Raw genomic sequence first — 26,208 nt, forward strand, 5'->3', positions numbered from 1 at the left:
CTGAGATCACAGATTCAAGGTGCTGGCCATGACCACCGTTCAATCCCCAGAAATCGATGCACTGCGCAGCCAGTTGAAACAGCTGCGCCAGCACAAGGACGGCGTCCGCCAGACAATGGCGCCTGAATTCTATACCTCGCAGTCTTTCCATGACTTTGAGAGACAAGAGCTGTTCCACAAGGAATGGATTTGCGTGGGCAATGCGGGCGAGATACCTGAACCCGGAGATTACTTTACAACCGATATCGCGGACGAGCCGCTGATCATCGCGCGGCGCAAAGATGGCACAATCAACGCGCTTTCCAATGTCTGCCGCCACCGCGGAAACATGGTGGCCACTGGCAAAGGCAACAGGCGCAGCTTCGTGTGTGGCTATCACGCGTGGAGTTATGATCTGGATGGCGCGCTAAAAACCGCCCCTCTGATGAGCAAAGTCAAAGGGTTCGATCGCGCCTCATGCCGGCTCCACGGTTTCAGGACCGAAATCTGGAGCGGGTTCATTTTTGTCAATCTCGATGGATCGGCAGCGCCCCTCGGCCCACAGCTGACGTCGCTTGATACAATCCTGCACAATTACCACAACGAAGAGCGCAACCTGTTGTTCACCGATGAAACGGAGTGGGCGACCAACTGGAAAAACCTGAACGAGAATTTCATCGAAGGCTATCACCTCTTTGCAACCCACCCCAAAACGCTGGAGCCAATGACCCCGACCCAGCTTTGCCGCAAGGTGCCAGGCCAAGAGGCCTGGACGGCCTACCGATCCTATTATCACCCGGATTTTCCGCCCCGCGGGCCGTTTCACGTCGACATGACCGAAGACGAACAGCGCAACAGCGTCATGGGAAACATTTTTCCCTGTTTTGTATTTGGTGTCGCCGCAAACTATACGCTCTATCTTTGCCTCCGCCCTCGCGGGCCAGACAAGGTCGCCATCAGATGGGGCGTGCTGGGGTTCAAGACAGATCCTGCAGACCCGGAAGTTGTGAACTATGTCGAGCTGTGCAAGGAATTCAACGCGGAGGACCGCGAAAAGCTCGAGGTGCTTCAGCAGGCCCAGAAGACCCGCTACGCCAGCCCTGGTTTTCTGGGACCCGACAATTTAGAGGGAACGATCTGGGACTTTCTTCAGTTTATGGCGCGGCAACTGGGAGAATGAGCCCGCTTCATTCTGCAAATCCTCGGTAGCACCGTATATATTTTTGTGCGTTAGCGAGAGCTACGACGGCAAAAGGCTGCCTTGTCCGGCGTCTCGTTTGTTGCGACAAGCAGCCGGGAAAGACCAGTTCGAGATAAAATGAGATCGGCCCGCTTGAACTGCCGGTTCGGTATGATGTGCTGCAAAACCGCGATAGCCATGCCGCATGTGCGAGGAAATGCTGCGTCAGTAATGGCTGCAGGTGTACAAGGCCGGTTTGTCCCGCGTTGCAGTCATTAATGGACGACATAGCGAATGACCGCCTTGAGCCCAAAGCGACCGATGCTGCAGCACGCACGAACGGCCGCATACGTGCATCTATTCACGGATGTTCCGCTTCATAATTTCACAAAAATCCTTCACGCGCGTTTTGGGGAATGACTTTTTCAGCTGGAAAAACCGTGTAGACCTCGTCTTTACACTCACCATGCGGGCTTTCGCGGCTTAGCGCAAAGCACCGAACTCGCAGATGTCAGAATGGGTTGGGACCTAGGCCTGCCTCGATCGGTATTCGTATCGAACGAAAGCCATTTTGCCAGTTGTGAAGCATAAAACCATCTTCCTGATCCATGAATCCCACCGGGGCATCGGGTGTGGTGTCATAAGCAAAACAACTGCTCGGAGATGGGGACGAAAGGGCCGTTTTGCCGCCGATGGTTGCTATCATGGTGCTGTGGATGTGGCCGCATATAATGCGGATGTCTGCATTAAACCCTTGCAACAGTTTCGCCAGTGGTTTGTGGGCCTGAAGGCCAAGTGCATCCATGAAGGCGATCCCGCTATCGAATGGCGGGTGGTGCAGAGCCAATAAAGTCGGTCGGGATTGGCCCTTTATCAGCGCCTGTTCCAGGAATACCAATGTGGTTTCGTCAATCTCTCCTCCACCTTGGCTCTCAATCAGGGTGTCGAGGCCGATCACGTCGATATCGCCCAGCTGGATCTGCCAGTTCAGTTTGCCGGATCGGGGCAGATAGCTGTGTTCCGCAAAAGCGGCGCGCATAGGCGCACGCCTGTCGTGGTTGCCGGGGATCACAAACAGCGGCAATTGCAGCGGCGCCATGAGGGACTTGAAATGGGCATAGCTTTCGGGGGCACCGTCGTCGGTCAAGTCTCCGGTGACCAGCACGGCATCGATCGACCCAAGTTGGGGTTTGATCTGTTTTATCCGTGAGACCAGCTTGCGGAGTGAGGCGGCGGTATCAAGCTGACCTGATACAAGCCGTTCCGGACGAACGATGTGTGTGTCTGTGATTTGTAGAATTGTCGTCACTTGATCCCCGCCCGCAGGAAGGCCTGAACAAACTGACGCTGGAACAGCAGGAAGGCAATAAGCAGCGGAGCCACCGACATCAGTGTCGCGGCTGAGATCACGCTGATGTCCACGCCGTTCTCAGGTGCGCCAAAGATCGACAGACCTACGGTCAAGGGCCGTGTATCGGGTGAATTTGTCACAATGAGAGGCCACAAGAAATTGTTCCAATGCGTCGAAACCGAGACCAGCGCATAGGCCAGATAAGTGGGTTTGGCCAAAGGTACGTAGACGCGCCAGAGGATGCCCAAGAGGCCGCAGCCTTCGATACGGGCGGCCTCGTGCAACTCAATCGGGACGGATTTGAACGACTGGCGCATCAGGAAGATGCCAAAGGCGCTGGCCATATAAGGCATGCCGACGCCGAGGATGGTGTCAAACATCCCAAGGCGCGAGACCATCGCGTAGTTTTCGACAATCAGCACTTCGGGCAGGATAAAGAGCTGCATCAGCACCAGAATGAAGACAAAGTTCTTGCCAGGAAACTCCAGTTTGGCAAAGGCAAAGCCCGCCAGCGTGGTCAGGATGAACTGCCCGATCAGCACCACCGTCACCAGCATGAAGGTGTTGAGGAAATACCGCAGCCATGGCGCCCCGTCCCAGGCGGTGCGAAAGTTATCCAGTGTCCAGGGTGACAGAAGGTTGAAGTTCACCGCGTCCGACGTGGAGTGAAACGCCGCCCAGAAGGCGAACATCAGCGGTGATATCCAGATCACCGCCAACAGGATTGCCGCGCCGGGCTCCACATATCTCAGCATCGCGTTCATTGGTAATGCGTCCGGCGATCAAGATAGAAGAACTGGATCGCGGCCACGATGCACAGCACGGCCAGCACAAGGATGGTCATCGCGGCGGCATGGGGTGCATCAAAGAAGGCAAAGGCCATTTCCCAGATGTAGTAGAGGATCAGCTTGGACGCATCCGAAGGGCCGCCCTTGGTCAGGATAAACAAATGGTCGATCAGTTTGACCGAATTGATCATCGCGTTGACCATAATGAACAGTGTCGTCGGCATCAACAGGGGCAGCACGATCCGGCGCGTGTAGGTCCAGCGGCTGCAGCCTTCGATATCAGCGGCTTCCTTCAGATCCTCGGGGATGGTCTGCAAGGCGGCAAGGTAGAAGATCATGAAAAACCCCGCCTCTTTCCAGATGGTCACGATGATGATCGCCCATAGCGCTGTTTCCGGTTGGCCCAGCCAGTTTACCGAGGGCAGGCCGAACAGTGATCCGATCTGATCCAGCACGCCCAGTCCCGGCGTGTAAAAGAACAGCCACAGGTTGGCCGCAGCGATCATCGGCAGAACAGTGGGCGTGAAATAGGCCGTGCGCACAAAGCCGCGAGCGGGGATTTTGGAGTTGGCCCAAAGCGCCATGGCAAGCGCTATGGCAATCGACACAGGGATGGTGATGGCCGCATAGAAGAGGTTGTTTTTGACCACGATCCAGAAAGTCGGGTCGGCAAACAGGTCCGCATAATTCTCGGTACCGATAAATTCGGATGGCTTGCGGCGCGTGTTTTTGGAAAACAGGCTGGAAATGAACGTGGCAATCGACGGGTAAAACGCAAACAGCGACAGCAGCACAGCCGCAGGCGACAACAACAGCCAGCCATAAATGGCCTGGCGGCGGCGCTCTAGGTTGACGTGTTGGCTCATAGGGTGGTCCTTACCGAAATCCGGCCCCGCAAGGATCTGCGGGGCCGGTCATTTGTTCAGCGGTAGGCTTTCAGCAACCGGTCCGCGGCAGCCTGTGCTTCACCCAAGGCCTCGGCAGGCTCTTTCGCGCCGGTCAGCGCCGATTGGATGGCGTTGTTCAGACCATCGCGCACACGGGCTGTCTCAAAGGTCGAAAACTCAGCCACAGCATTTTCCAGCTGGTTGCGTGCGACCAACGCCGGGGGAAATTCCTGCGTATAGGCTTTCAGCGCATCGGTCTCATAGGCGGCGGGCGATACACCCATGTAGCCTGTTGCAATAGACCATTCTGCCGCTTGCTCGGGCGCTGTCATGAACTGGATCAGCTTCAATGCCGCAGCCTGCTCTTCTGGTGTGGTGTCCTTGAACACATAGAAATTGCCGCCCCCTGTGGGCGAGCCCTTGCGCACATTGGCAGGCAGTTCGGCCACGCCGAAATCAAAGCTGGCGTTGTTCTTCACGGCCGTCAGGTTGCCGGTCGAGTGCCACATCATCGCGGTTTGCCCTTCCAGGAAGGCCTGACGCAGGGTGCCCCATTCAACCGTGCCGGTGGGCATGATGCCGTGTTCGGCCGACAGGGATTTCCAGAACTCCAGCGTGTCCACAACCGCCTGATCATCAAACGCAGTGGTCAGGCCATCATCGGACATCACCTCCTTGCCGTTCTGAATGGCCAGCGCCTGGAACATCCAATAGGGATAGCCCGTCGACGGGATCATCAGACCATAAGTGTCATCCTTGGTCAGGGCCTTGCCCATCTCGATCATCTCATCCCATGTGCTGGGTGGGCTTTCTGGGTCCAGCCCCGCCTCGCGGAACATGTCCTTGTTGTAGTAAGCCACGATGGTCGAGCGCTGGAACGGAATGCCCCATGTTTTGCCTTCAATTTTACCGTTGGCCATCAGGGCGGGGTAAAAGCTGTCCAGCCATGCAGCATCGTCGGTCAGATCGTCAAACGGCAGGATCAGGTCCTGCTCGATCAGGTCATAGGCATCGATTGAGAACATGACAGCCAGTTGTGCAGGTTCACCGGAATTCAGCGCCGACAAGGCCCGCACGCGGGTGTCATCGTAGTTACCCGAATAGATCGCATTGACCTTGATATCAGGGTTTTCCGCTTCGAAATCGGCTACGATACCGTCAACTACTTCGGTCAAGGCGCCGCCCACAGCGATGGGGTAGTACATGGTCAGTTCTGTTTCAGCGGCGGCAGGCAAGGCCATCCCCGCAACCAAGGCCGTGGAAAGGCCCAGAGTTCTTAGATGTTTCATTTTAAGTCTCCCTTATGGTGTGGTGTCGTTGGGCGATTTACATCTCTGCTATGCGATCGCCTTCTTGATTGAATTTGTGCAGTTTCGCGATGTCGAACGCGATGTCGACGGTGACGCCTTCATCGATCAACGACAGGCCGGGCTGTAGGACGCTCAGGCCCGTTGTGCCCTCGTGGCTCAGCCCAATGAGCGTTTCAGACCCCAGGAACTCGGCCTCGCTGACCGTGCAACTGAGCAGCCCTTTGCCGGTCTCCACAATCGCCACATGTTCGGCGCGCACGCCCAGCGTCAGGTCTTTGTCAAATCCGGCAAGCACCGAAGACTGGATCAACGCCATCGGCGGCGCGCCCACAAACTCGGCCACAAAGGTGTTGGCCGGTCGGTTATAGAGATCATCAGGCGATCCAACCTGTTGAATACGTCCATCTTTCATCAGAACGACCTTATCTGCCATGCTCATGGCCTCGGTCTGATCATGGGTGACGTATACGACAGTAATACCAAGATCACGTTGCAGTTTTTTGATATCTTTGCGCACGGAATTGCGCAGCTTGGCGTCCAGATTGGACAGAGGTTCATCCATCAAGCACAGCTTTTGACCGGCCACAATCGCGCGGGCCAATGCAACCCGCTGGCGTTGTCCGCCTGACAGCTCACCTGGTTTGCGATTTTCCAGACCGGTCAGCCCGGTGATTTCCAACGCGCGCTTCATCTTCTCGGCACGCTCAGTCTTGGGAACGCGGCGAACCTTGAGGCCGAAGATGACGTTTTCCGCCACCGACAAATGCGGGAACAAGGCGTAGGACTGAAACACCATCGACAGGTTGCGATCCGACGCGGCCGAGGTGGTCACGTCACGACCATCAATCAGGATCTGGCCTTCGTCCGGGATCTCCAGCCCTGCGAGCAGGCGCAGCGATGTGGACTTGCCACAGCCCGAAGGACCCAGCAGCGCCACGAACGACCCCTCTTCGATGTCGAGTGAAATATCCTCGACCCCAAGCTGCCCGTTCCAACGCTTCGCAACATCCTTGAGACTGACAAAGGGCGCGCCCGTCATGCGATTTCTCTTTCTGACAGGATCACCCGGTCGCCGATGTCTTTGATGAGAGAGCTAAAGGCTGCGCTAGGCTCCCGGTCCAGAATGATGTGATCCATGTCACGAATGTTCTCCCCGGCGGCAGGGGCAAGGCGACCAAACTTGGACTGATCCAGCACGAGCACGGAAACCTGAGAGTTCTCCCTGATGCGTTGACGAGCCGAGACCTCTGCGGTGTGGAATTCGAGAAGGCTGCCATCCTCTTCGACGCCCGCGACACCGAAAATGCCAAACTCGGCGCGGTAACGGCCGAAGAATTCGCCCACCTCATCGCCCAGAATATCACGGTCAGGCAGACGCAGCTCACCCCCCGGCAGAATGATCCGATTGGATGTTTCATCGCTGAGCGCCATGGCGGCACTGAGGTTATTTGTGATCACCGTCAGTTTCGTACGGCGACGCAATGCCCGCGCGACACTCAGCGGGGTTGAGCCGATGGAAATAAAGATCGTCGCCCCATCCGGGATTAATTCGGCAGCGGCTTCTCCGATGGCCTGTTTGCCCATTGGGTTTGTGGCCGTCCGTTGATCGAAAGGTGTGTTGAGGTGCTGTGCATCCAGTTCGATCCGGCCATGGCGACGGCGTAATGCGTCGCCTTCACAAAGCAGATCAATATCGCGGCGGATGGTTTGCATAGAAACGCCCAGCGTTTCCGCCAGCGCGCCAACGCTCATCACGCCGCGTTCCTGTACCAGTCCCAGAATGCTGTCGTGGCGCTTTCGAACTTTTTCAGACATCGACCCTCCCCGATAGAATCGTCTTCAAGGCTAGAAGGGAAATAGCAACAAAACAACAAAACTTTGTGACAAACAGTCATTCTAACCTCAGACCTCACTGTACATACCTGAGATTGACACTGTTTTGTTGTTTTAAGCGTTTTCGACTTTCCATTTTGCGCGCTCTGGTTACAGTATCAATTGCGGTGCCGCCGGGTGTCGTTCAACGTGAGGGCGGCGCTGAAAATGCAAACAGCACCAGCGATTTTTGACAGGTACGAGGAAGTGCGCCCACGCTTTCCCTCGGCCCCAACGCGCAGTCAGACTAAAGAGATATCGTCTCTTATGGATATCGCCGATCAGGCATCGGCATTTGTGTTTGATGCCTTTGGTGTTTTGAACGTGGGCGAAACCCTGATCGAAGGGGCCGACCGACGGTTAGAGCAATTGCGGGCGCTGGAGTGTCAGATACGCATTTTGACCAACGCGGCAAGCTATGATCGGCAGGGCGCTGTCGCCAAGTTTCAGAAACTGGGCATATCGGTCTTGGCTGATGAAATAATCACCAGCCGTGACGCGACGCTCAATTGCCTGACCCCGGGCACATGGGGTGTTATCGCCGCACCCGAAGACAACATGACCGACATCCCTTATGAGGTTCTGCGCCTTGGGGATGATCCGGACATTTATGATCAGGTCAGCGGGTTCTTGTTTCTGTCTTCGAGCGGCTGGACAAATGCCCGGCAGGCACTTCTCGAAACGACATTGTTGAAACGCGACCGACCGGTGCTCATTGCAAACGCTGATCTGGTGGCTCCACGCGATGATGGGTTTTCGCTTGAGCCGGGGCATTTCGGCCACCTACTTGTGGACCGTGGTCTGACGCAGGTGCGTTTTTTTGGGAAACCCTTTCCTGAAGTGTATCAATTGGTCGAAAGGTCGTTGCCTGGCGTTCCCGCAGACCGTGTCATCATGTGCGGTGACACGCTTCACACCGATATACTCGGGGCGATCGCACGAGGATGGCGGGCCGTACTTGTCACGCAAGATGGGCTTTTTGCAGGCTACGACACAGATGAGTTTTGTGCGAAGTCGAGGTTGGCGCCTTGTTGGCACCTCGCCAGAATTTAGAAGGGCTCTGAATTTCGGCCCAAAAGTCGACATTACCTTGAACAGTTTCAACGACTGCTTCGTCCCTGCGGTGCAGTCATTGGTGCAGACGGCGGCGAATGACTGCCTTGAGCCCAACTATCGAATGCTGCAGCCCACACCGATGTCTACAATGCCAACAAAAGCTGCCGGTTAAATAAGCGGGTACTCTGCTATTTTGATACAAAGACATATTCAGAGTTGGTATGGGCCTACATTTCAGCATGGAAACGGAAGAACCAGTCGACGGTATCCAAGGCCTTGTTGCGCTCAAAGTCGCGCTCTTTGTAGAGTTCGTGATAACCCCCGACCAAAGAAACGAACTGGCAGCTGTTCGCGCCTATTGAAGCCAAGCTAATCGAATTGAGATCGTCGCAAAACTCCGTGTGTCGGCTGAGATCGGGCTTGCGGTCGCGCCATTCTGCATAAGGATTATAGGCCCTTAAGTCTTCGGAACCCGTCAGAAGCATGATTGGAATATGCGCCATTTTCTCCAGACTTCCCGGTTTGCGCATCTGGCGATTGAAGCGTGCCGCCGCAAGAACCCAGCCGTTGGTTGCCCCACCAAGCTGTGGGCCGGACCAGTTCTCATCCCTGGTATATTCGTCCTCAGCGATTTGGCTCCAATCAAAACGATCCATCATGTGGGTCCGCAGTTCATAGCGCGCCTTGCTATGCGTCATGATGGCTTGGGTGTTTTCAACGAAACGTCTGGTGTCGGGCACATATCCATTTGCCGCACTCTTTGCGGCATACTCCTCGCAACGCTGGTCATTCCAATAGGATGCAATCCCACACCGCCACCGGGCCTGCATCAGAGCACCTGATTCAGAATAGAGACGAAGGTAAAACCAATTGGCCGGTGTACCAGAAAAACTGTGGTAGTTGACGTTTATCATGGGCCCTAAAAGGGCGGCAGCGCGAAACGGATTGTCTGGCCCCAAGCGTTGGAGCAGCCCGATGCCGACGGCGCCGCCCATCGAATTGCTGGTCAGATACATGACGGGGTTAGGACCTGCGCCCAATTCGGCCAGATCAATCTTTACCGTGTCGACAAATACCAACGCGTCGTCAACGTAGTCCTCAAAATTTGCGACGTGGCCTTTGTGATGGTCGGCCAACAATCTTGGGGACAGACCCTGTCCCCGATGGTCGATCACATATACCGGCCCAAATCCACGGTCGATGAAATCAATGGCTGTCTCGTAGTACTCGAACGAACCTTCGCCACGGCCGGGGAACACGACGATGGAACCACGCTCACCAATTGTGCATCCAAAGCGGCTATATCTGGCGCGATACCCGTCATTACTGTTGGTTATCGCGTTGCGCTGCCATGCAGGTACTTCAGGGTTTTCGCCGCACTCCAGATTTTGGGAATAGATATCTACCATTCTTTCAAGAACGGCGGCCTCATCAAGTGCGAAAGCAGGGGTAATGATAAAGCTAGATATCAGACCAAGCAACGCCAGTCGAACTGCGGACACGAATGGCAATGCACTCAACTTGTCCTTCCTTGGTGACGACATTGTTGACTGCCCCATCTTTAGTTCCAACTCTTGCTAGCTCGTTCTGAGCTTAGGTGTACAATACGTGCCGTATTGAGAGAAGTCCGGGATTCCATACTCTACCAAAGGGTAATCGAATGACCGCATGGTCCGGCGGTTTCAACGGGTGATCGCAACACTTTAATCTTTTTGGAAAGATGGAGTGTTAGAGATGAAGTATCGTACGCGGACGTTTTATACGGACAGACAGAAGTCTGAGATGTGGGACCGATGGCAACGCGGAGAGTCTATGAGCTCGATTGGGCGGCACTTCAATCGTGCGTCGTCTTCGATCTTTCCACATTTGGCGCAGTTTGGTGGGATCCGGCCACCTGCCCGTAAGCGATCTCGATTTGCTTTAAGCTTGGTGGACCGTGAAGAGATATCTCGCGGGTTGGTCGCGCAGAAGTCGCTGCGTTCCATCGCCAAGGGACTGAACCGGTCGCCTTCAACGATCAGTCGCGCGGCACGCTCAGATGAACGTGCGTGGAACTGCGCAATGCGACCCAAATCATGTAAGTTGTCGTTCAACGATCCATTATGTCAGTTGATTGCGCGCAAGCTACGCCGGAAATGGTCACCCCAGCAGATTGCGGGTTGGTTGAAGCGCAAGCACCCGAATGAAGAGCAACGCCGCGTGTCACACGAAACGATCTATCGCAGCCTTTATGTGCAAACCCGTGGGGTTTTGAAGAAGGAATTGCAGGAATGTTTGCGCAGTCCGCGTGCCATCAGGCGGTCACGGCATGCGACCCAGAAAGGGCTGAAGCTGCGCAAGATCAAGGATGCTGTTCCGATTAGTAACCGCCCTCCTGAGGTCGAAGATCGAGCCGTGCCAGGTCACTGGGAGGGCGATTTAATCGTTGGTTCAAACAACAGCTACATTGCCACGCTGGTCGAGCGTCACTCCCGATTTGTGATGTTGGCGAAGGTCGAAACTAAAGACACTCAAAGCGTCACCGCGGCTCTAATCAAACAAGCGCGCAAGCTTCCCAAGGAGCTGTACAAATCGCTGACATGGGACCGTGGATCAGAGATGGCCGGGCATGCAAAGTTCACGATGGCGACAAATATTGACGTCTATTTTTGTGACCCCCAGTCACCTTGGCAACGAGGAAGTAATGAAAATACCAATCGATTACTTCGCCAATACTTCCCGAAAGGCACCGACATATCGGGCTTTAGCCAAGCGAAACTCAGCGCCGTCGCTCGCCAGCTTAACGAGAGACCTCGAAAGACCTTGCAATACCAAACGCCTGCTGAGAAGTTTGACACATGTGTTGCAGCGACCAGTTGAAACCGCACCGCGTTGCAGTCATTAATGGACGACATAGCGAACGGCAGTTCAGAGCCAAAGTACAAGATTCTGCGGCTGGTTCAAACGGCGGCCAAGCGCAGATTGCAGGCTTTTCAGAGTCTGGCTGATCTTTTTTTAAAGCGTACATTTGAGACAAGTGCGGCGAGAGGCTGGTCATTGCCTGGTGAGCGTGTGACCCGAACAACAATCAAGTCCACTGAGACTGCTCGCTGACCAGATCCCAACCGCTAGCGCCTTTTACTTGCCATCTTGGGTTGCGCCTGCGACTGTGCGGGCTCTAGGGAGTTTCCATAAATGATTAATATTCTGGCAAAATCTTCGATTGTGCCGCTCGTCTTCTGTCTGTTGGCATCTTGTTCAACGCCTTCAAGCAACGACGGTCAGCAACGTGTTTTAACTGTGGTCAACAAAGGCTCAGTGCCGATAATCTCTTTCTATGCAGGAAGGCCCGGAACAACACCCGGGAGCAGACAACCAACCTTCGAACTCGTGTCAAGGAACGCTGAGGGCATGGTCGACTGGCTTCCTTTGGGGCTGAACCTAAAGCCTGGAGCAGAACAGAAGTTTAACATTGATGATGGCAAGGGGACATGTGTCTTTGAAGTCTATGTTTAGTTCCTGGATGGCGCATCGCGGAAGAACGAAGGAGACGTCTGCAAATTTAACCGTGAAAAAAGAAACGGGTGGGAGGTTTCTAACTAACACCTATCGGTCGTAGAGTTTCATGTTGGGCTTATCCGCTACTTGCCAGTTCACGGCCTGAACGACTTAGTTCCGCCATGGCAGGATCGAGACAGCAGCGGGGGGGTCGGCTTCCCGGCTGTTAGCAGCTGTTGGGCTGGACATGGCGAACGGCAGCAAAGTCCCGCAACTGAGACATTAGCCGCCAGCGCAAGGAACGGCCGGTTTTTCGCATTGCGGCCATTGGTGCTTTGCGCCGCGAATGGACGCCCCGGAAATTGGTTATCTGGATGTCCCGAGATTGCCGAAGTCATAAGGGGAAGGGTTCGCAGTGCAATGAGTGATTTGCTGATTAGCGATCATACACATATTGCTAACTCATTCTTGGTACGATCTTGTCCAGATCGCCCTCCCGCAACCAACAAGAACGTACCGCCGCCCTCCGGGGCGGCGTTCGTTTTTGTACCAAGCGCCAAGATCCCCGCCAAAGTTCCAACCAGCGTCACTTCGGTCTCACCCCGCTTGGTGCCAGCGCGCACTTCGATGCGGTCAACCAGGCTGCGGATGGCTGTCATGGCATCGTCACGCGTTGCCTCATCAGAGAGAAGGCCCGCGAGTTCGCCGACTTTCTTTCGGTAGAGATCTGCATAGTTCGGATGAAACCTTACCACAGACGCTGGTGCTGGCGACGCAATATGTCACCGGAATGCGGTGGCAGGACCTTTGGAACGAGCGGGTCTGGTCGAAGATCGGGGCGAAGAATCCATTCATTTGCGGGCTCGCGCAGGACGGAACCCCTCTGGCCGCCGGTTTGCACAACACGACGCCCGAGGACCTGTTGCGCTTCACGATGATTTACACGCCCAGTTGGAATGTCGTGTCGGATGAGAAGATCGTCTCCGACAGGCTGCTGAAAAGCATCCAGACCATGGGCAATCCCGAGGCCTACAAGGGCTCGACCGAAGAGCAATACGGAACCGACTGGTTCGGCGAAGTCCCTGACTACAACTCGGCCCAGTGGGACCACGTCTTCAACGACGGCGCCATGTTCAAGCATGGGAACATGGGACAGGGTATCTATGTCGATCCCGCCCGCGATTTCTGTGGCATGTATTTCGGCTTGGCGCCCAACCAGGATGAAATCTCGGGGATCGATCATTCGCCGGGATATCTGCGCAACGCGGCGAAAATGCTGGCTGGTGGTTGAAGCACGAGGAGTCCGGGCGCCTGTCGCGCCCGGACCATCGATTCGGGCCGCCACCGGTCCAAAAATATTGCCCAAAAGGGTGACAGGTGGCTCCATAGGCAATCCTCACTACTAAGACCCACTTGGGAAACATTACCAAAAAAGCTTGGAGAAAATGATGAAGAAGCAAAGACATCTAGTCGCCGGGACCCTATTGATGAGTGTCATGTGGGCCGTACCTGCCTTCGCGCAGGACTATGATCTTGTGATCAACAATGGCCGCGTCATGGACCCCGAAACGCTGTTCGACGACATTGCCAATGTCGGCATCAAGGACGGTCGCATAGCCGCCATCAGCCAGGATGCACTTGCGGGTGCCGAAACGATGGATGCCACCGGGCACATCGTGGCACCGGGCTTCATCGACACGCATTTCCATTTTCAAATGCCGGTCGGCTATTCCCTCGGGTTACGCGACGGGTTGACCAGCAGCATTGATTTCGAGATGGGCTGTGCGGGATCCTATATGGCGGAATGGTACGAAGCGCGTGCCGGCGTGACCGGGGCCAACTATGGCTGCGCGGTCAGCCACGAATCTGCCCGCGCGATGGTGATCGACGGGGCAGACGGCGATTACATGAGAGACGGCCCCCTTTCCGCTTTGGAAACCCGGAAGAATACGGGCTGGAGCGCGACGCGTCCGACCCTGGAACAGGGCAACGCGATTCTCGAAGAGCTTGACAAGGGCCTGCAGGCTGGCGCCCCCGGCATCGGCAGCACCGTGGGCTACATGAGATCAGGCGTTTCTTCACGCGAGATGTTCGAGGTGCAGAAAGTCGCGGCGCGCTATGACCGCCCGACCGGTGCACATACACGCTATACGCTCGGCACCGACACGGCCGAGAATAACGGCGCGCAAGAACTTGTCGCCAACGCCCTGACGCTTGGCGCCCCGGCGATCGTGCTGCACTACAACAACGACGGCTGGCAGCTTGCCCATGAGATGATCACCAAGCTTCAGGAACAGGGCCACAATATCTGGGGTGAAATCTATCCCTACGCTGCGGGTTCCACCACGATCAATGCCGAGTTCCTGGAGCCTGAGGTCTGGATCGACGAATTTGGCAGACGCTATGAAGATACCATGCTCGATCCGGTCACGGGTGAGTTCTATACTCTGGAGACCTACAAGGAAACCGTTGCATCCGAACCGTCCAGGCTAATCGTCATCTTCAAGCAGCCCGAAGAAAACCAGGCGAAGTGGCTGACGCTGAAAGGCGTGACCATGGCCAGCGATGCAACTGCTGGCACGCCGTATGACGCCCCGTGGGATTACCCTCTGGAAGAGTTGGGTGGCACGCATCCGCGCACGGCTGGTGCCCGAGGCGCGACGATCCGGCTCGGTCGGGAAAACAACATCCCGATGATGCAGCTGATGTCGATCCTCAGCTATAACGCTGCCAAGCATCTGGGCGATACCGGCCTGAAATCCATGCAGGAACGCGGCCGCATCCAGACGGGCATGGTTGCCGATATCGTGGTCTTTGACCCCGAACTCTTCACGGACAATTCAACCTATGAAAAGGGCAGTATCCCGTCGACGGGCATGAAAGCCGTGATCGTCAACGGTCAGGTCACTGTGCGTGACGACGAGCTGCTTCCTGTCTTCGCGGGTCAGCCGATCCGGTTTGACCCCGAAGACAAGCCACGCTTCGAGCCGATCTCGGCAGAGGCGTGGAGTGCCGAATTCTCGACCGGTATGCCTTTGCCATCTGACTTCACGGGGGCCTTTCCCCAGAAAGTCGAAAACTGAGCGTAACGCGCTGAGGCAAGGGGAGGCGGGATCATGCGGTGCGTGATCTCCGCCTCCCCGATAAACACTTAACGAAGGAAGAACTGGCTATGGCGATGAAAATTTCGACGAAATATTTTTGGCTTGGGGTGCTGACAATGGCTCTTGGCGTATTTGTGCTGTTCAATGCCGTGATCGCGTCCGCGGCTATTGTTACGGTTACGGGCATGTTTCTCTTGCTTGGGGGCGCTTTGCAAATTGCCCTTGGGTTCTGGACTGAAGGCCTGGGCAACAAGATACTGACCTGGTGCCTTGGCGCTCTGACACTATTTCTGGGCTGGTCATTTTTGGCCAACCCGCTTGCCGGCATGATTTCGCTTTCCACGTTCGTGCTGATCCTCCTGATGGCAAGCGGCATCGTCCAGATCTTGTTCGCCTTCCGCGTCAAAGGCACACGGTTCTTCTGGCCTCTTTTGTTGGCGGGGTCAGTGTCTGTCGTCTTGGCAATAATTCTTTTGTCCTCGCCGGGTGCAACGCTGGTTCTGCTCGGGACGCTGCTCGGAATCCAGATGCTTTGTTCAGGCGCGAGCCTGACGATGATGGGGATGTTCTTCAAGGAAACCCGTCAATGACGAAATCAGGATTGGATGCCCGATATCACGCCAGCCTTTCCGGCAAATGGCGGTAACAGATCGTGGCATTCCCGAAACTCGATCTGAAAAGGAGAAACCAAAAATGAAATATCGTTCAGTTATCGCAGCCCTCGCGGTTTCCGCGGCGGCGACTTTTGGCCCGGCTTACGGCCAGACAACGCAAGGACAGTCCGTTGGTGCCGCGATCGAACAGATCGTGTCGGGGCTTGCCGGGCGCATAGGATTTGCGGCGCAGGAAATCGGCGGCGACGAGGTCATCTCGTTCAATGGTGATGAGACCTTCGCCATGGCCAGCACCTACAAGGTGGCGATCGCCACGGCCGTACTGGACCGCGTGGACAGGGGGGAACTCAGCCTCGATCAACTCGTCGAAGTGCCGAACGAGATGTTCGTCACCGGCGTCGTCGCGCTGGCCGAAACATTTCCCCATGGCGGGATCCAGCTCTCGGTGGCGAACCTGATCGAGGTAATGATCACGGAAAGCGACAACACCGCGACCGACGTCAACATGGGGCTGGCAGGCGGGCCAGAGGCGGTGACCGAGAACCTGCGCAGGCTCGGGATCACCGATTTCAGGGTTGACCGGCTAACCGCTGAGATTCTCCGGGATTTCTACGGCTTGCCGGGGCCGGCCACGCCGGAAACTGTCGCTGAGGCCGTTAGCAACAATCCGGCACTGTGGACGGAGCAGGCTGATCCTAATCCGGACTTCGAGGCGGATCCCCGCGACCACACAACGCCCCTTGCGATGCTGCAACTGCTGCTTGCCATCGACGGTGGCACGGCGATGAGCCCGGAAAGCCGCGAGTTCCTGCTGGGGGTCATGTCGCGCACGCGCAGCGGCCCTGGCCGTATCAAGGGGCTGATGCCGATGGGAACGCCCGTCGCGCACAAGACCGGAACCGTAGGCGGAATTGCCAATGACGTCGGCTATGTCACGCTCCCCGACGGTCGGCGGTTTGCCATCGCCGTGTACACGAACAGCAGCGAGACATCCACGTCGGACAGGGAACGGGCAATTGCAGAGATCTCCCGCATGGTGTTCGACTATTTGTACCTGGCACCGGTGTTGAAGCAATAAGCGGATAAATCTGGCGGGGGCGCAGGCTCTGCCGGTGCCCCTGCGCTCAGGCCGAACTCACATGGGCTTGACCTGCGTAGGATATGTCCCTCGTTATGGCGCCCAGATTCCCCAAGTTATTGTAGCATGCAATGGATGATTCCACCGAATAGCCAAGGAAAGACACCAAATGGCTCGCTTCATAAAGGCAGCTTTTGGAACTTTCTCCACTGAGAAGAACAGATTTTCAGGATTTATCCTCTGCATCCAAAATAGGAGAAACCAAATGCGAAAACTGAACCCAAGGAACTTGACAGCGGCGCTTGCCGTCGCCGTGAGCTTCGGCCTGCCTGCCGCTGCTCAAGACGCCTCTGGGCCGATCCTGTTCACCAATGTCAATGTCTTTGACGGCGTTAACGAAGCCCTGATCGAAAACGCCAATGTCGTAGTGACGGACAATTTGATCACCGCCGTGTCAACAGAACCGTTGGCCGTCGCGGGTGGCACGGTCATCGACGGCGGCGGGCGGACGCTGATGCCGGGCCTGATAGATTGCCATTGGCACAGCATGGCGGCCAATTTTAATGGCAACGCGTTCGCGCTTGGTGAGGGAAAGCTGAACCTTGTGGCGGCCGATGGGGCGGAAAAAACGCTTATGCGGGGTTTCACCACGATCAGGGACATGGGCGGCAATGTCTTCGATCTAAAGTCGGTGATCGACGAGGGTATGTACGTTGGTCCCCGGATGTACGCTGCGGGGTCGATGATCTCCCAAACGTCGGGCCATGCAGATTTCCGTCAAACGATTGACATCCCTCAGAGCTATTCAAGGGATCTTACCCCGCAGGAAAGGATGGGGTCGGTCGCCATCGCAGACGGCAAGGCGCAAGTCCTGCAGCGCGTGCGCGAGAACCTGATGCGGGGCGCGGCCTTCATCAAGCTGATGGGCGGCGGCGGGGTCGCCTCGCCTTCGGATCCGCTGGACGTCTCGCAATACACCGTCGAGGAAATTGCGGCGGCGGTCGAAGTGGCACAGAACTGGGGCACCTACGTGACGGTTCACTCCTACACCGGGAAGGCGATCCAGAACGCGATCCGCGGCGGTGTCCGGAATGTCGAGCATGGCCAGATGATTGACGAGGAAACCGCCAAACTGATGAAGGAGACGGATACGTCGGTCTGCATGCAGCCCTTCTATAACGACGAGGATGCGATCCCGCTCGAACCCGGCTCATTTGCGGCACAAAAGTACCAATTGCTGATCTCTGGAACGGATACAGCCTTCGCGTTAGCGAAGAAATACGACCTGCTCTTCGGGTTCGGTACTGACACTCAGGGTTCACAGGCGCTCGCCGCGCGTCAGGGCGCGCAGTTGGCAAAGCTCACCCGCTATTTCGAGCCCTGGGAAGTGCTGAAGATTGCGACCAGCCAGAACTACGAGATCTTGAAGCGTTCCGGGCCGCGTGATCCCTATCCCGGTGACAACGGTGTGGTTCGGGAAGGTGCCTATGCCGACCTGCTTCTGGTCGACGGCAATCCGCTCGAGAACATCGACCTGATCGCCGACCCGGACAAGAACTTCGTCATCATCATGAAGGACGGCGTGATCTACAAGAACACCATCGAGTGACCTCTTGCAGCAGGCGTTTTACAAAAAGCGCCTGCAACGACTTCTTGAACATGCTGAGGAAGAGATACATGAAGCGTCGTAGATTTCTTGAGATTGCAGCGGCTGCGGCTGGGTCCGGGTTGGTTCCGGCTAGCTTTGCAAGCGTCGCGCGGGCGCAGGTGACCAACCTCGCGCTCATCATGAAAGACGGCGTGATCTACAAGAACACGCTTCAATGAAGACTGCCGCCCGTCGTGAATAGGCGGCGGGCGAATTCATGGCCGGGAGGTTGGGAGGCCGACGTATGCACCCATTGCGGATTGAACGGCTTGTCTACCGGTGGCCGGGCGCGGAGCGCGGCACACTGGGGATTGGTGCGCTGTCTCTGGCGTCCGGCGAGAGCCTGTTCCTGTATGGCCCGAGCGGCTGCGGAAAATCGACCTTGCTGTCGGCGATCGCGGGGGTCGTCGATGTGCCGAAGGGGGCCATACACGTTGCGGATCAGGATGTCGGCGCCGTACGCGGTGGCGCGCGGGACCGGTTTCGGGTGGATCACATCGGCATGATCTTTCAGGTGTTCAATCTCGTTCCGTGGCTGAGCGCGCTTGAGAACGTCCTTCTGCCATGCACATTCTCGCAGCGTCGCCGTACGCGTACGGGCGAGGATCCTGCGGGAACGGCGCAGCGTCTTTTGGACGAATTGGGTTTGTCCGATCCTGCTCTGGCATCGAAGCCCGCCAACGAGCTCAGCGTCGGGCAACAGCAACGGGTCGCCGCCGCGCGCGCGCTGATCGGCACGCCGGACCTGATCCTGGCGGACGAGCCGACCTCCGCGCTCGATGAGGCGGCCAAGGTGGCCTTCGTCGAGCTGCTGGCAAGGGAATGCGCCCAAGCGGGAACCGCGCTGCTCTTCGTCAGTCATGACCGCAGCCTTGAGGGTCATTTCGATCACAGCCTCGACTTCCTCGACCTGAACCGGAGCGCCGATTGATGCTAAGTTTCAGCCTGCGCAGCCTGTGGAACCGTCGCTTCGTCGCTGGCCTGACGGTACTGGCCATCAGCCTTAGCGTCGCACTGATCCTCGGTGTCGAGCGGCTCAGGGATGGCGCGCGTGACAGTTTCGCCAACTCCGCGTCGGGGATCGACCTGATCGTGGCGCCGCGCGGCAATTCGGTTCAGATCCTGATGGCCACCGTTTTCGGCGTGGGCGGCACCGGAACCGGCATGACATGGGACATCTTCGAATGGTTGGAAGATCGGCCCGAGGTCGCCTGGGCGGTGCCGATCCAGATGGGGGATAATCACCGCGGCTATCCGGTGATCGGCACGGATGAGGCGTATTTCGAGCGTTTCCGACACTCTGGCGGACAGCCGCTTTCCCTGGCCGCGGGCGGGTACTTTTCCAGTGACGGGCCGGAAGACGCCGCAGTGGTCGGTGCCGAGGTCGCGGCGCGGTTTGGCTATGCCCCGGGTGCGGTGATCGTTAACGCCCATGGTTCCGGCGAGGTCTCCTTCGACCTCCACGACGACGCGCCCTTCACCATATCGGGCGTGCTCGCACCGACCGGCACCGCGGTCGATCGGATGGTCTTCGTCACGCTCGAGGGCTTCGACACCCTGCATGCGCAAGAAGATGCGCCACTGGCCGACCCCCTCGACCCGGCCGCGATGTCCGCCGATGGTCATGGTGAGGATGACGCGCACGGCAACCCACAGGATCACGATGGGCACGACGACCATGAAGACGGCGACGAGCACGAGAATCATGACGCGCATGGCGACCACGAAGGCACGGAGGTCGGACACGGTCACGAACCGGACCGGATCAATGCCGTCTACGTCGGACTGATCGATCGGGCGAATGTCCTCGGCCTGCAGCGGGCGGTCAACGAACGCCCCTCCGACGCCTTGAGTGCCGTCCTCCCGGCGGTCGCGCTGGCCGAGCTCTGGGGGATCACCGGGACGGCCGAGCGCGCGATGCGGCTGATGGCGTGGGCCGTCGCCTTGGCCGGGATGATCGGGATGGTGGTCATGCTCTCCGCGACCCTCGACACCCGCCGCCGCGAATTCGCGATCCTGCGGTCTGTCGGCGCCACGCCGACTCGAATCTTTGCACTGATCGTCACAGAAGCGGCCGTCCTCACCGCGGCCGGGCTGATCCTTGGCCTTGTTCTGCTCACGGTGGCCACGTTCGTGACCGACCCGATCCTATCCGCCCGCTTCGGCCTGCGATTGGGACTGAATGTCTTCGGGACGCGCGAACTGGCCACCCTTTTGGCTATCTTCTGCGCCGGGCTCATTGCCTCGCTTATCCCGGCAATTCGGGTCTATCGCATGACGCTGGCCGACGGGCTATCGGTTCGGCTATGACAAATCAAAGGGACTTCTCCATGACCGTGTTCGCTCGTCTCGCCTTGATACTCTCGCTTGCCGTTCCTCCGGGGCTCGCAATGGCGGCTGACCCTCAGGACATCTCCTGGCATATGCTCGCCCCTTCAGCCGCAGTGATCGAGAACCCGTTCGAGAACCTCACCGACGATCAGATGGACACCCTTCGCCAGATTCTGCGATTCGAGGCCCTGGCCGAGCAGAGCTATGAGGCCTCGTTCACCACCGAGGCGCAAGCGTTACGCGAACAACTGGAGGAGGACGGCCTGGATGTCGACGGATTGTTCGCCGCGCGCCTCGCGATCATGGAAAAACGCGAAGCGGCGGCCACCGGGGTGAACGAGGCACTTATCGGCAGCAGCATCCGGATGCCGGGCTATGTTCTGCCCTTGGAGTTCAAGGACCGGAAGGTTGTCGAATTCCTGCTGGTGCCGACGGTCGGCGCCTGCATCCACACCCCGCCGCCCCCCGCCAACCAGGTCGTCCATGTCGTGTATCCCGAGGGGATCGAGGTCAACGGACTCTTCACTCCCGTATGGATCACCGGGACCATGGTCGCCCAGAGTTCGGTTCAGGACGTTGGGTATGTCGACGGACAGGCCCCGGTTTCCGTCAGCTATTCGATGCAGCCATTGTTGGTCGAAAGCTATGGCGGTTGAACGCCAGCGCTCGGGCTCGGATCCTCATCCGAGCATGGCGGACTCTACATGGCGGCGAAAACACCACGTTTACGAGACCTCAGATCGAGATGGGTCGGGTACTTCCCTCGCAAGAAGGCATCGTGCGGTGCCAGTCGAGTGCGTCCAAAACACCCGCTGACTAAGAGATCGCCCTTCAAAATTACCTAAAAACAATAGCTTGAAAGGCAGAGAAGGTTCGCATCCAGTCGCGTTCCCTCCTGAACTCGCAAACGCAAAAACTGCTTCTCAAGGACCTTATTGAGGAGTGGACAGGTTGTCCCGCTGGATCAATGCCCTAACAATTGGAGGTGTGCAATTCGTGTACAACCCAAAGTGAAGGTCCTGAAAGCGGACCAAAGCAGCTACACGCGCAAGCGCAGCGAGATGTCACTTTGTCCCGCTCTGCAGCCATTGGTGCAGTCTGCGGCGAATGACCGGCCCAAGCCCGAAGCCGACCTATTTGCATTCACTTGCTGACCATTTTTGAACTCAAGAATAATCAGCCTGCTAGCAAGATTAAGGTGCTGAACGAGGCCGCCAATATTGGGTATTGGACGCGGTTCTGTACTGTTGAGGTGTGTTGTCCTATTTACAGATTCTAGTATCAAAAGCGTTTGGAGAATAATCTATGAAGGCCGAAGCACGCGACCTTCTCGAAAGAGCATTGCCTCTCTGCGCGATAGCTATTGTCTTTTTGTTGGGCGCGCTCGCGCTTAGTCCTTTTGCGCCAGCGCTGATGTGGTCAGTTTTTGTTTCGGTCGCCCTGTATCCACTGCATATGCGCCTCACGGGCCGGCTTGGCGGTGCCCGTGGGTTGGCGACTGCGATTACCGCGATTGGATTGATTGTCATTGTTCTAATTCCGATGTTGTTTCTTCTGCGCTCTATAATCGCCATCCTGCCAGAGCTCGCGGTCTTGGTGCTGGAAGGGGGAAACCTTGAGAAAATCGGGTTGGATATCCCTGCAAATATGCCGCCGACATGGCTCAATTTATGGAATGGTCTGCGGGACGACTTCGAGGCCATCAGACGCTTTGCTGGTGGCGATCTGCGTCTGTGGTTTTCCACATTATTGCTGGAGGGGCGGCTTATTGGTCATTTTGTACTGGAGTTTTTGCTCGGACTGATACTTGCAGCTGTGATCTTGCAAAATGCTGACCCTCTCCATCGGCTTTCCTCCAAAGCGTTCCAAGAGTTGGGTGGTGCGCGGGGTTTAAAGCTGGCAGAACGTTCAGTTCTCACGATACGCTACACAGTTCTTGGCATTCTCGGCTCTGCAGCTGTTCAGACAGCTATTGCGGCCTTTGCGTATTGGCTGGTTGGTGTTCCGCATTGGCCGCTACTTGCCTTCGCGACTTTCATGCTGGGTCTGCTTCAGGTCGGGCCCGTACTGATCTGGGGCCCGTTGGCATTGTGGCTTTGGCTGGACGGTCAGTCCGGAATGGCAATTTTTCTTGCACTATGGGGGCTTTTCGCCGTCGGGCTTTCTGATAACGCAGTGAAAGCGCTTGTAGTCGCGCGAGGCGCTAATCTTCCGGCGACCCTTGTCTTTTTAGGCGCGCTCGGCGGTCTGATGGTCTGGGGGATCGTGGGCATCTTTCTTGGGCCGGTCATACTGGCTTTATGTCTAGAGTTGATCTTATGGTGGCTGGAAGAAGATGGCGTTGACGCACTTGGCCAAAACAAAAGGCAAACCGAAACTTGAACGGCCAACATTAGTAGGCCCTTGAAATTGGAGGAACGTACAGTGGAAGATATGTCACAAAGCAAAGGTCGCGAGGATGTCGACCGGCAGTTCAAAATCATTCGTGAGGACATTACAACACTGTCAAAGCTTCTGCGTGAGATCGGCGAAGAGAAAGCTGGCGAAAAGCGGGATGCCGCTTTGGCAGAAGCTGCGGAACTTCTTGAAAAATCCAGGTCTGCGATTGACGAGGGCCGGCTCAAAGCGAGCGCGGCGAAGACATCGGTTGAAGACTACATTCGCGAACAACCTGTCCAGTCCGCTCTGATTGCCCTTGGGGTTGGGTTTCTGGTTGGCATGATATCACGTCGCTGAGGTTCAGAATGCTGGAAGACTTGCTTAAAACCTTTTTACATTCGCAACTTGGCGATGTGCGGCGTAGAACCAGAGGAGCGCTTCTAGAAGTTGTGGCATTTGGGCTGTTCGGTCTTGCAATTGTTTTACTGTTCTTGGGAATGTTCCTGTGGCTTTCCGTTCGGATGGAACCGTGGTTAGCCGCAATCATGCTCGCCGCTCTTGCACTTCTCGCCGCTCTCGCGCTCGTGTATGTTGGTCGGACGCTTCTACGGCGCAAAGAACCCGATCCACATCATAAGGCGCTTGCAGCGCTACAATCTTTGGGGCTGCTTTCACAAAGCGGCCCGAAAGGCTCCGAAAAAGTTGCAGACAAGCAGGAACCAGAAATAGCAATGGTCGCTTCAGCTTTGGCGGCAGGGCTGATACTCGGACGCTCCACAAAACGCTAGCCTGCTTGTGAACCCGTTGACGCCTCTTGGCTCCTCTAAACCAATTACACCGGTTTTGGTCCTATCGACCAACGGCCGTTTGGTCCCGCTCTGCAGCCATTGGTGCAGTTTGCGGCGAATGACTGGTCAGAGCCCATACCGACCTGTTCATTTTACGCTGCGTGCGCTCGCAGCACGGAAAATTCGGCGTCAATGTAAAATTCGTTGCTACGGCGCAACAGGAAAACCGGCCATTCATGTCGTGTGCAGCAAGCATCAGTGTTCGAGTTCTCAGACTGCGGAACAGAACGGCAATTCGCTGTGCTTGCTCCAATGTCCGCAATTGATTTTTCGAATGAGCTGGGACCTTCCATGCGAAGGCCTATTCTAAAGCTTGGCTGGAATAGCGGATACTTTGGCATTTCAGCGTCAATCCGGTGACGGAGCTTGGATGTTTCTATCCAATGCCCTCAGCCAGAAGATCAAAAACCACGCGAATGCGTAGGTTTGTCTTAAGCTCGCGATGGGCCACCAGCCATGTCTCGATACTGAGCGGCTCAAACGCTGAGAAAGGGTTTTCGAGTTCTATTTGATGCGGCCAATTCTGGTTGAGGAGTATGGCGGTTGAGCGCAAGCGCGCGGGACAGATCGGTATCTCGGCATGGCGGACTCTACATGGCGGCGAAAGCGTCGCGTCCACGAGACCTTAAGCTCCAGTTTCATTGATTTATAGCCAGAACAAGACAGTGGCTGCGAGCGCTATGGCGGAAAGGAAAACCTTTGGGCATCGATCATATTGAGTTGCCATCGGACCATCATCCGGGAAAAAGGCTTCGCCAATCAGGTATGCACCGAAGGCGGCAATAGAAATTGCCAAAGCGACAGCTTTTTGCGGCCCAAGTGCCGCTGACGTACATGCGAAGAAGCACACTGCCCGTCTCAAGCGCATTTGTTCTGACAAAGCCACAGTGCCTATTGACCAGATCTGCACCTGACCAACGAATCGCAATCGTCGAATTGCGCATCAAAAGAAAATCTGGCGGAAATGAGGCAAAAAAAAGCCCAAGCGTCAAATCTTACATCTTAAGCGTGTAATTCTCCACGGTTTGGTCGATGCACAGTCCTCACAAAGGGGCGTAAAGTTGTCGAACGTTCCGTCACAAGGCGGAGTTCAAGTCGCCGTGAAGTGTAACGGCTCCATCGTAAATACAATTGAGTAACTAGGAGAATCGAATGTTGAAACTGTATGTAATCATGAAGAGCTTGGCAAATGACGAGCGCGGCGCGACCATCGTAGAATATGGCGTTGCCCTTACGATCGTTACGGCGATCGCTGTTGCAACCCTGACGGCTCTGGGCGGTGACGTCAACGGTCAGTTCACTGCCGCAGAAGGCCTGATGTAACTGCTACTCAGAAGAATAAGCATGCGGCGGCTTAAGTCGCCGCATGCCTGGGAACCAGCAATGCTTGGTTGACCCAACAACCCAATGCAATCGCCGAATTTATTTCCGCTCAGGAAGAGTTTCGGTTCAGTCAGAGGAAAACCACATGAGACTTTCAGCCATTCTTACCGCGCTTACTGGACTGGCCGTCGCCGGAGGATCGGTCTATGTCGCGCGCGATTACATTCAGCTTCAACTCGATAATGCCGCTACAGAGGTTGGGGCCGAAAGCGATACAGTGAGTGTCGTTGTCTCTACACGCGACATCTCATTTGGTGAGGAAATTGAACCCGGAGCATTGACCACGATCGAGTGGCCTCGCGGGGCCGTTCCTGTCGGTGTGTTTACGGACTATGACGACTTGATAGCCGCCAAAAACCAGCCATCACGTCGCGCACGTCGTGCGATCTATCAAGGTGAACTCATCTTGAATAGCAAGGTTTCTGGGTTTGGGGAAAAAGTAACAATTGTTCAAACAATCGGCGCCGACTATCGCGCAATGGCGGTCGAAGTTGATGCAGAGTCTGCAGTCGGTGGGTTCGTTACGCCGGGCGACCGGGTCGATATCGTGATGACCACTGGCGCAAAAGAGAACATGCGTGCAGTGACTATACTACAGAACATCCGAGTGATCGGTGTTGATCAGGAATCCGACGAACAAACGGATCAGCCGGTCATCGCACGCACGGTGACTGTGGCGGTTACGCCCGATCAAGTCCAGCGGCTCGCCTTGGCACAACGTGCAGGCAGCCTGAGCCTCACTTTGCGGTCCGTGGATGACACCGAAGACCGGACGCTGACCATGACGCGATTAAACGATCTGCTCATTGAGGAGAACTCGGTGTCAGATGACAGCGAAGAAGCCGTGCCCGCAAGCGTAATCCGAATCCGTCGTGGCACTGACGTAACCGACGTCATGCTCAACTGATCTGACCATTGGGATT

25 protein-coding genes and 1 pseudogene are annotated in these 26,208 nt (G+C 56.4%); 18 read left to right on the plus strand and 8 right to left on the minus strand.

The features are described from left to right. Positions 1 to 28 precede the first annotated feature (28 nt). Positions 29 to 1,159 (plus strand): aromatic ring-hydroxylating oxygenase subunit alpha, encoded by a 1,131-nt coding sequence (locus C1J05_RS01565; RefSeq protein ID WP_114868721.1) that lies wholly within the window; start codon positions 29 to 31, stop codon positions 1,157 to 1,159. A gap of 511 nt (positions 1,160 to 1,670) precedes the next feature. On the opposite strand, the gene C1J05_RS01570 is transcribed toward C1J05_RS01565, so the two are convergent. The 6 genes from C1J05_RS01570 to C1J05_RS01595 are packed head-to-tail and all read right to left on the minus strand — an operon-like array spanning position 1,671 to position 7,310. Next, a complete protein-coding gene (locus tag C1J05_RS01570) occupies positions 1,671 to 2,468 on the minus strand; it encodes a phosphodiesterase (protein WP_114868722.1) in 798 nt (265 codons plus the stop codon). Further along, positions 2,465 to 3,274, minus strand: a complete 810-nt coding sequence (locus tag C1J05_RS01575; RefSeq protein WP_114868723.1) for a carbohydrate ABC transporter permease — start codon at positions 3,272 to 3,274, stop codon at positions 2,465 to 2,467. Before C1J05_RS01575 ends, C1J05_RS01570 begins: the two co-directional genes overlap by 4 nt. Then, complete coding sequence (locus tag C1J05_RS01580) at positions 3,271 to 4,164, minus strand: carbohydrate ABC transporter permease (RefSeq protein ID WP_114868724.1); 894 nt, start codon at positions 4,162 to 4,164, stop codon at positions 3,271 to 3,273. Before C1J05_RS01580 ends, C1J05_RS01575 begins: the two co-directional genes overlap by 4 nt. Positions 4,165 to 4,220: 56 nt before the next feature. Beyond that, on the minus strand, positions 4,221 to 5,474 hold the full coding sequence (locus C1J05_RS01585) for an ABC transporter substrate-binding protein (RefSeq protein WP_114868725.1): 1,254 nt from the start codon (positions 5,472 to 5,474) through the stop codon (positions 4,221 to 4,223). Between the two features lie 37 nt (positions 5,475 to 5,511). Then, a complete protein-coding gene (locus tag C1J05_RS01590) occupies positions 5,512 to 6,534 on the minus strand; it encodes an ABC transporter ATP-binding protein (protein WP_114868726.1) in 1,023 nt (340 codons plus the stop codon). Next, positions 6,531 to 7,310, minus strand: a complete 780-nt coding sequence (locus C1J05_RS01595; protein ID WP_114868727.1) for a DeoR/GlpR family DNA-binding transcription regulator — start codon at positions 7,308 to 7,310, stop codon at positions 6,531 to 6,533. Before C1J05_RS01595 ends, C1J05_RS01590 begins: the two co-directional genes overlap by 4 nt. A gap of 225 nt (positions 7,311 to 7,535) precedes the next feature. On the opposite strand from C1J05_RS01595, the gene C1J05_RS01600 reads away from it, so the two are divergent. Further along, positions 7,536 to 8,420 (plus strand): HAD-IIA family hydrolase, encoded by an 885-nt coding sequence (locus tag C1J05_RS01600; RefSeq protein ID WP_114872047.1) that lies wholly within the window; start codon positions 7,536 to 7,538, stop codon positions 8,418 to 8,420. Between the two features lie 230 nt (positions 8,421 to 8,650). Here C1J05_RS01600 and C1J05_RS01605 read toward each other — a convergent pair whose 3' ends face one another. Continuing rightward, positions 8,651 to 9,943 (minus strand): serine aminopeptidase domain-containing protein, encoded by a 1,293-nt coding sequence (locus tag C1J05_RS01605; protein ID WP_162797879.1) that lies wholly within the window; start codon positions 9,941 to 9,943, stop codon positions 8,651 to 8,653. Between the two features lie 214 nt (positions 9,944 to 10,157). Here C1J05_RS01605 and C1J05_RS01610 point away from each other — a divergent pair, with 214 nt between their 5' ends. The 14 genes from C1J05_RS01610 (at position 10,158) to C1J05_RS01670 (ending at position 23,842) form a co-directional block, all read left to right on the plus strand. Then, a complete protein-coding gene (locus C1J05_RS01610) occupies positions 10,158 to 11,282 on the plus strand; it encodes an IS30 family transposase (protein WP_114868729.1) in 1,125 nt (374 codons plus the stop codon). A gap of 315 nt (positions 11,283 to 11,597) precedes the next feature. Beyond that, complete coding sequence (locus tag C1J05_RS21230) at positions 11,598 to 11,918, plus strand: hypothetical protein (RefSeq protein WP_162797880.1); 321 nt, start codon at positions 11,598 to 11,600, stop codon at positions 11,916 to 11,918. A gap of 745 nt (positions 11,919 to 12,663) precedes the next feature. Then, complete coding sequence (locus tag C1J05_RS01620; RefSeq protein ID WP_114868731.1) at positions 12,664 to 13,191, plus strand: serine hydrolase; 528 nt, start codon at positions 12,664 to 12,666, stop codon at positions 13,189 to 13,191. Between the two features lie 154 nt (positions 13,192 to 13,345). Then, on the plus strand, positions 13,346 to 14,983 hold the full coding sequence (locus C1J05_RS01625; RefSeq protein WP_217621155.1) for an aminoacylase: 1,638 nt from the start codon (positions 13,346 to 13,348) through the stop codon (positions 14,981 to 14,983). A gap of 89 nt (positions 14,984 to 15,072) precedes the next feature. After that, positions 15,073 to 15,594, plus strand: coding sequence for an HdeD family acid-resistance protein (locus C1J05_RS01630; RefSeq protein ID WP_114868733.1), 522 nt, complete (start codon positions 15,073 to 15,075; stop codon positions 15,592 to 15,594). Positions 15,595 to 15,697: 103 nt separating this feature from the next. After that, positions 15,698 to 16,696 (plus strand): class A beta-lactamase, encoded by a 999-nt coding sequence (gene bla / locus C1J05_RS01635; protein WP_114872048.1) that lies wholly within the window; start codon positions 15,698 to 15,700, stop codon positions 16,694 to 16,696. A gap of 265 nt (positions 16,697 to 16,961) precedes the next feature. Further along, the gene (locus tag C1J05_RS01640) at positions 16,962 to 18,305 is read left to right on the plus strand and encodes a metal-dependent hydrolase family protein (RefSeq protein WP_114868734.1); all 1,344 of its coding nucleotides are present in this window, start codon (positions 16,962 to 16,964) and stop codon (positions 18,303 to 18,305) included. A 68-nt stretch (positions 18,306 to 18,373) separates the two neighbouring features. Then, the gene (locus tag C1J05_RS21235; protein WP_162797881.1) at positions 18,374 to 18,523 is read left to right on the plus strand and encodes a hypothetical protein; all 150 of its coding nucleotides are present in this window, start codon (positions 18,374 to 18,376) and stop codon (positions 18,521 to 18,523) included. 65 nt (positions 18,524 to 18,588) lie between these two features. Then, positions 18,589 to 19,275 (plus strand): ATP-binding cassette domain-containing protein, encoded by a 687-nt coding sequence (locus tag C1J05_RS01645; RefSeq protein WP_114868735.1) that lies wholly within the window; start codon positions 18,589 to 18,591, stop codon positions 19,273 to 19,275. Further along, complete coding sequence (locus C1J05_RS01650; protein ID WP_114868736.1) at positions 19,275 to 20,654, plus strand: ABC transporter permease; 1,380 nt, start codon at positions 19,275 to 19,277, stop codon at positions 20,652 to 20,654. The genes C1J05_RS01645 and C1J05_RS01650 overlap by 1 nt, the downstream gene beginning before the upstream one ends. A 20-nt stretch (positions 20,655 to 20,674) precedes the next feature. Next, positions 20,675 to 21,331, plus strand: coding sequence for a DUF3299 domain-containing protein (locus C1J05_RS01655; protein ID WP_217621156.1), 657 nt, complete (start codon positions 20,675 to 20,677; stop codon positions 21,329 to 21,331). Positions 21,332 to 21,980: 649 nt separating this feature from the next. Beyond that, positions 21,981 to 23,057 carry an AI-2E family transporter gene (locus tag C1J05_RS01660; protein WP_114868738.1) on the plus strand — a complete coding sequence of 359 codons (1,077 nt, stop codon included), beginning with the start codon at positions 21,981 to 21,983 and terminating at the stop codon, positions 23,055 to 23,057. Positions 23,058 to 23,099: 42 nt separating this feature from the next. Next, on the plus strand, positions 23,100 to 23,411 hold the full coding sequence (locus C1J05_RS01665; protein WP_205389028.1) for a DUF883 family protein: 312 nt from the start codon (positions 23,100 to 23,102) through the stop codon (positions 23,409 to 23,411). Between the two features lie 8 nt (positions 23,412 to 23,419). Then, positions 23,420 to 23,842: a phage holin family protein gene (locus C1J05_RS01670; protein ID WP_114868740.1), complete on the plus strand. Its 423-nt coding sequence runs from the start codon at positions 23,420 to 23,422 to the stop codon at positions 23,840 to 23,842. A gap of 706 nt (positions 23,843 to 24,548) precedes the next feature. On the opposite strand, the pseudogene C1J05_RS22200 reads toward C1J05_RS01670, so the two are convergent. Then, positions 24,549 to 24,629: pseudogene (locus C1J05_RS22200) on the minus strand (IS5/IS1182 family transposase); the annotation flags it as partial. Positions 24,630 to 25,054: 425 nt separating this feature from the next. Between C1J05_RS22200 and C1J05_RS01685 the strand changes: the two are divergent. Both C1J05_RS01685 and cpaB read left to right on the plus strand, forming a co-directional pair. Continuing rightward, complete coding sequence (locus tag C1J05_RS01685) at positions 25,055 to 25,225, plus strand: Flp family type IVb pilin (protein ID WP_114868741.1); 171 nt, start codon at positions 25,055 to 25,057, stop codon at positions 25,223 to 25,225. Between the two features lie 145 nt (positions 25,226 to 25,370). After that, entirely contained in the window at positions 25,371 to 26,192 is an 822-nt protein-coding gene (gene cpaB, locus C1J05_RS01690) for a Flp pilus assembly protein CpaB (protein WP_114868742.1), read from the plus strand. Positions 26,193 to 26,208: the final 16 nt, after the last annotated feature.

Source organism: Sulfitobacter sp. JL08 (assembly GCF_003352045.1).
Classification (GTDB): domain Bacteria; phylum Pseudomonadota; class Alphaproteobacteria; order Rhodobacterales; family Rhodobacteraceae; genus JL08.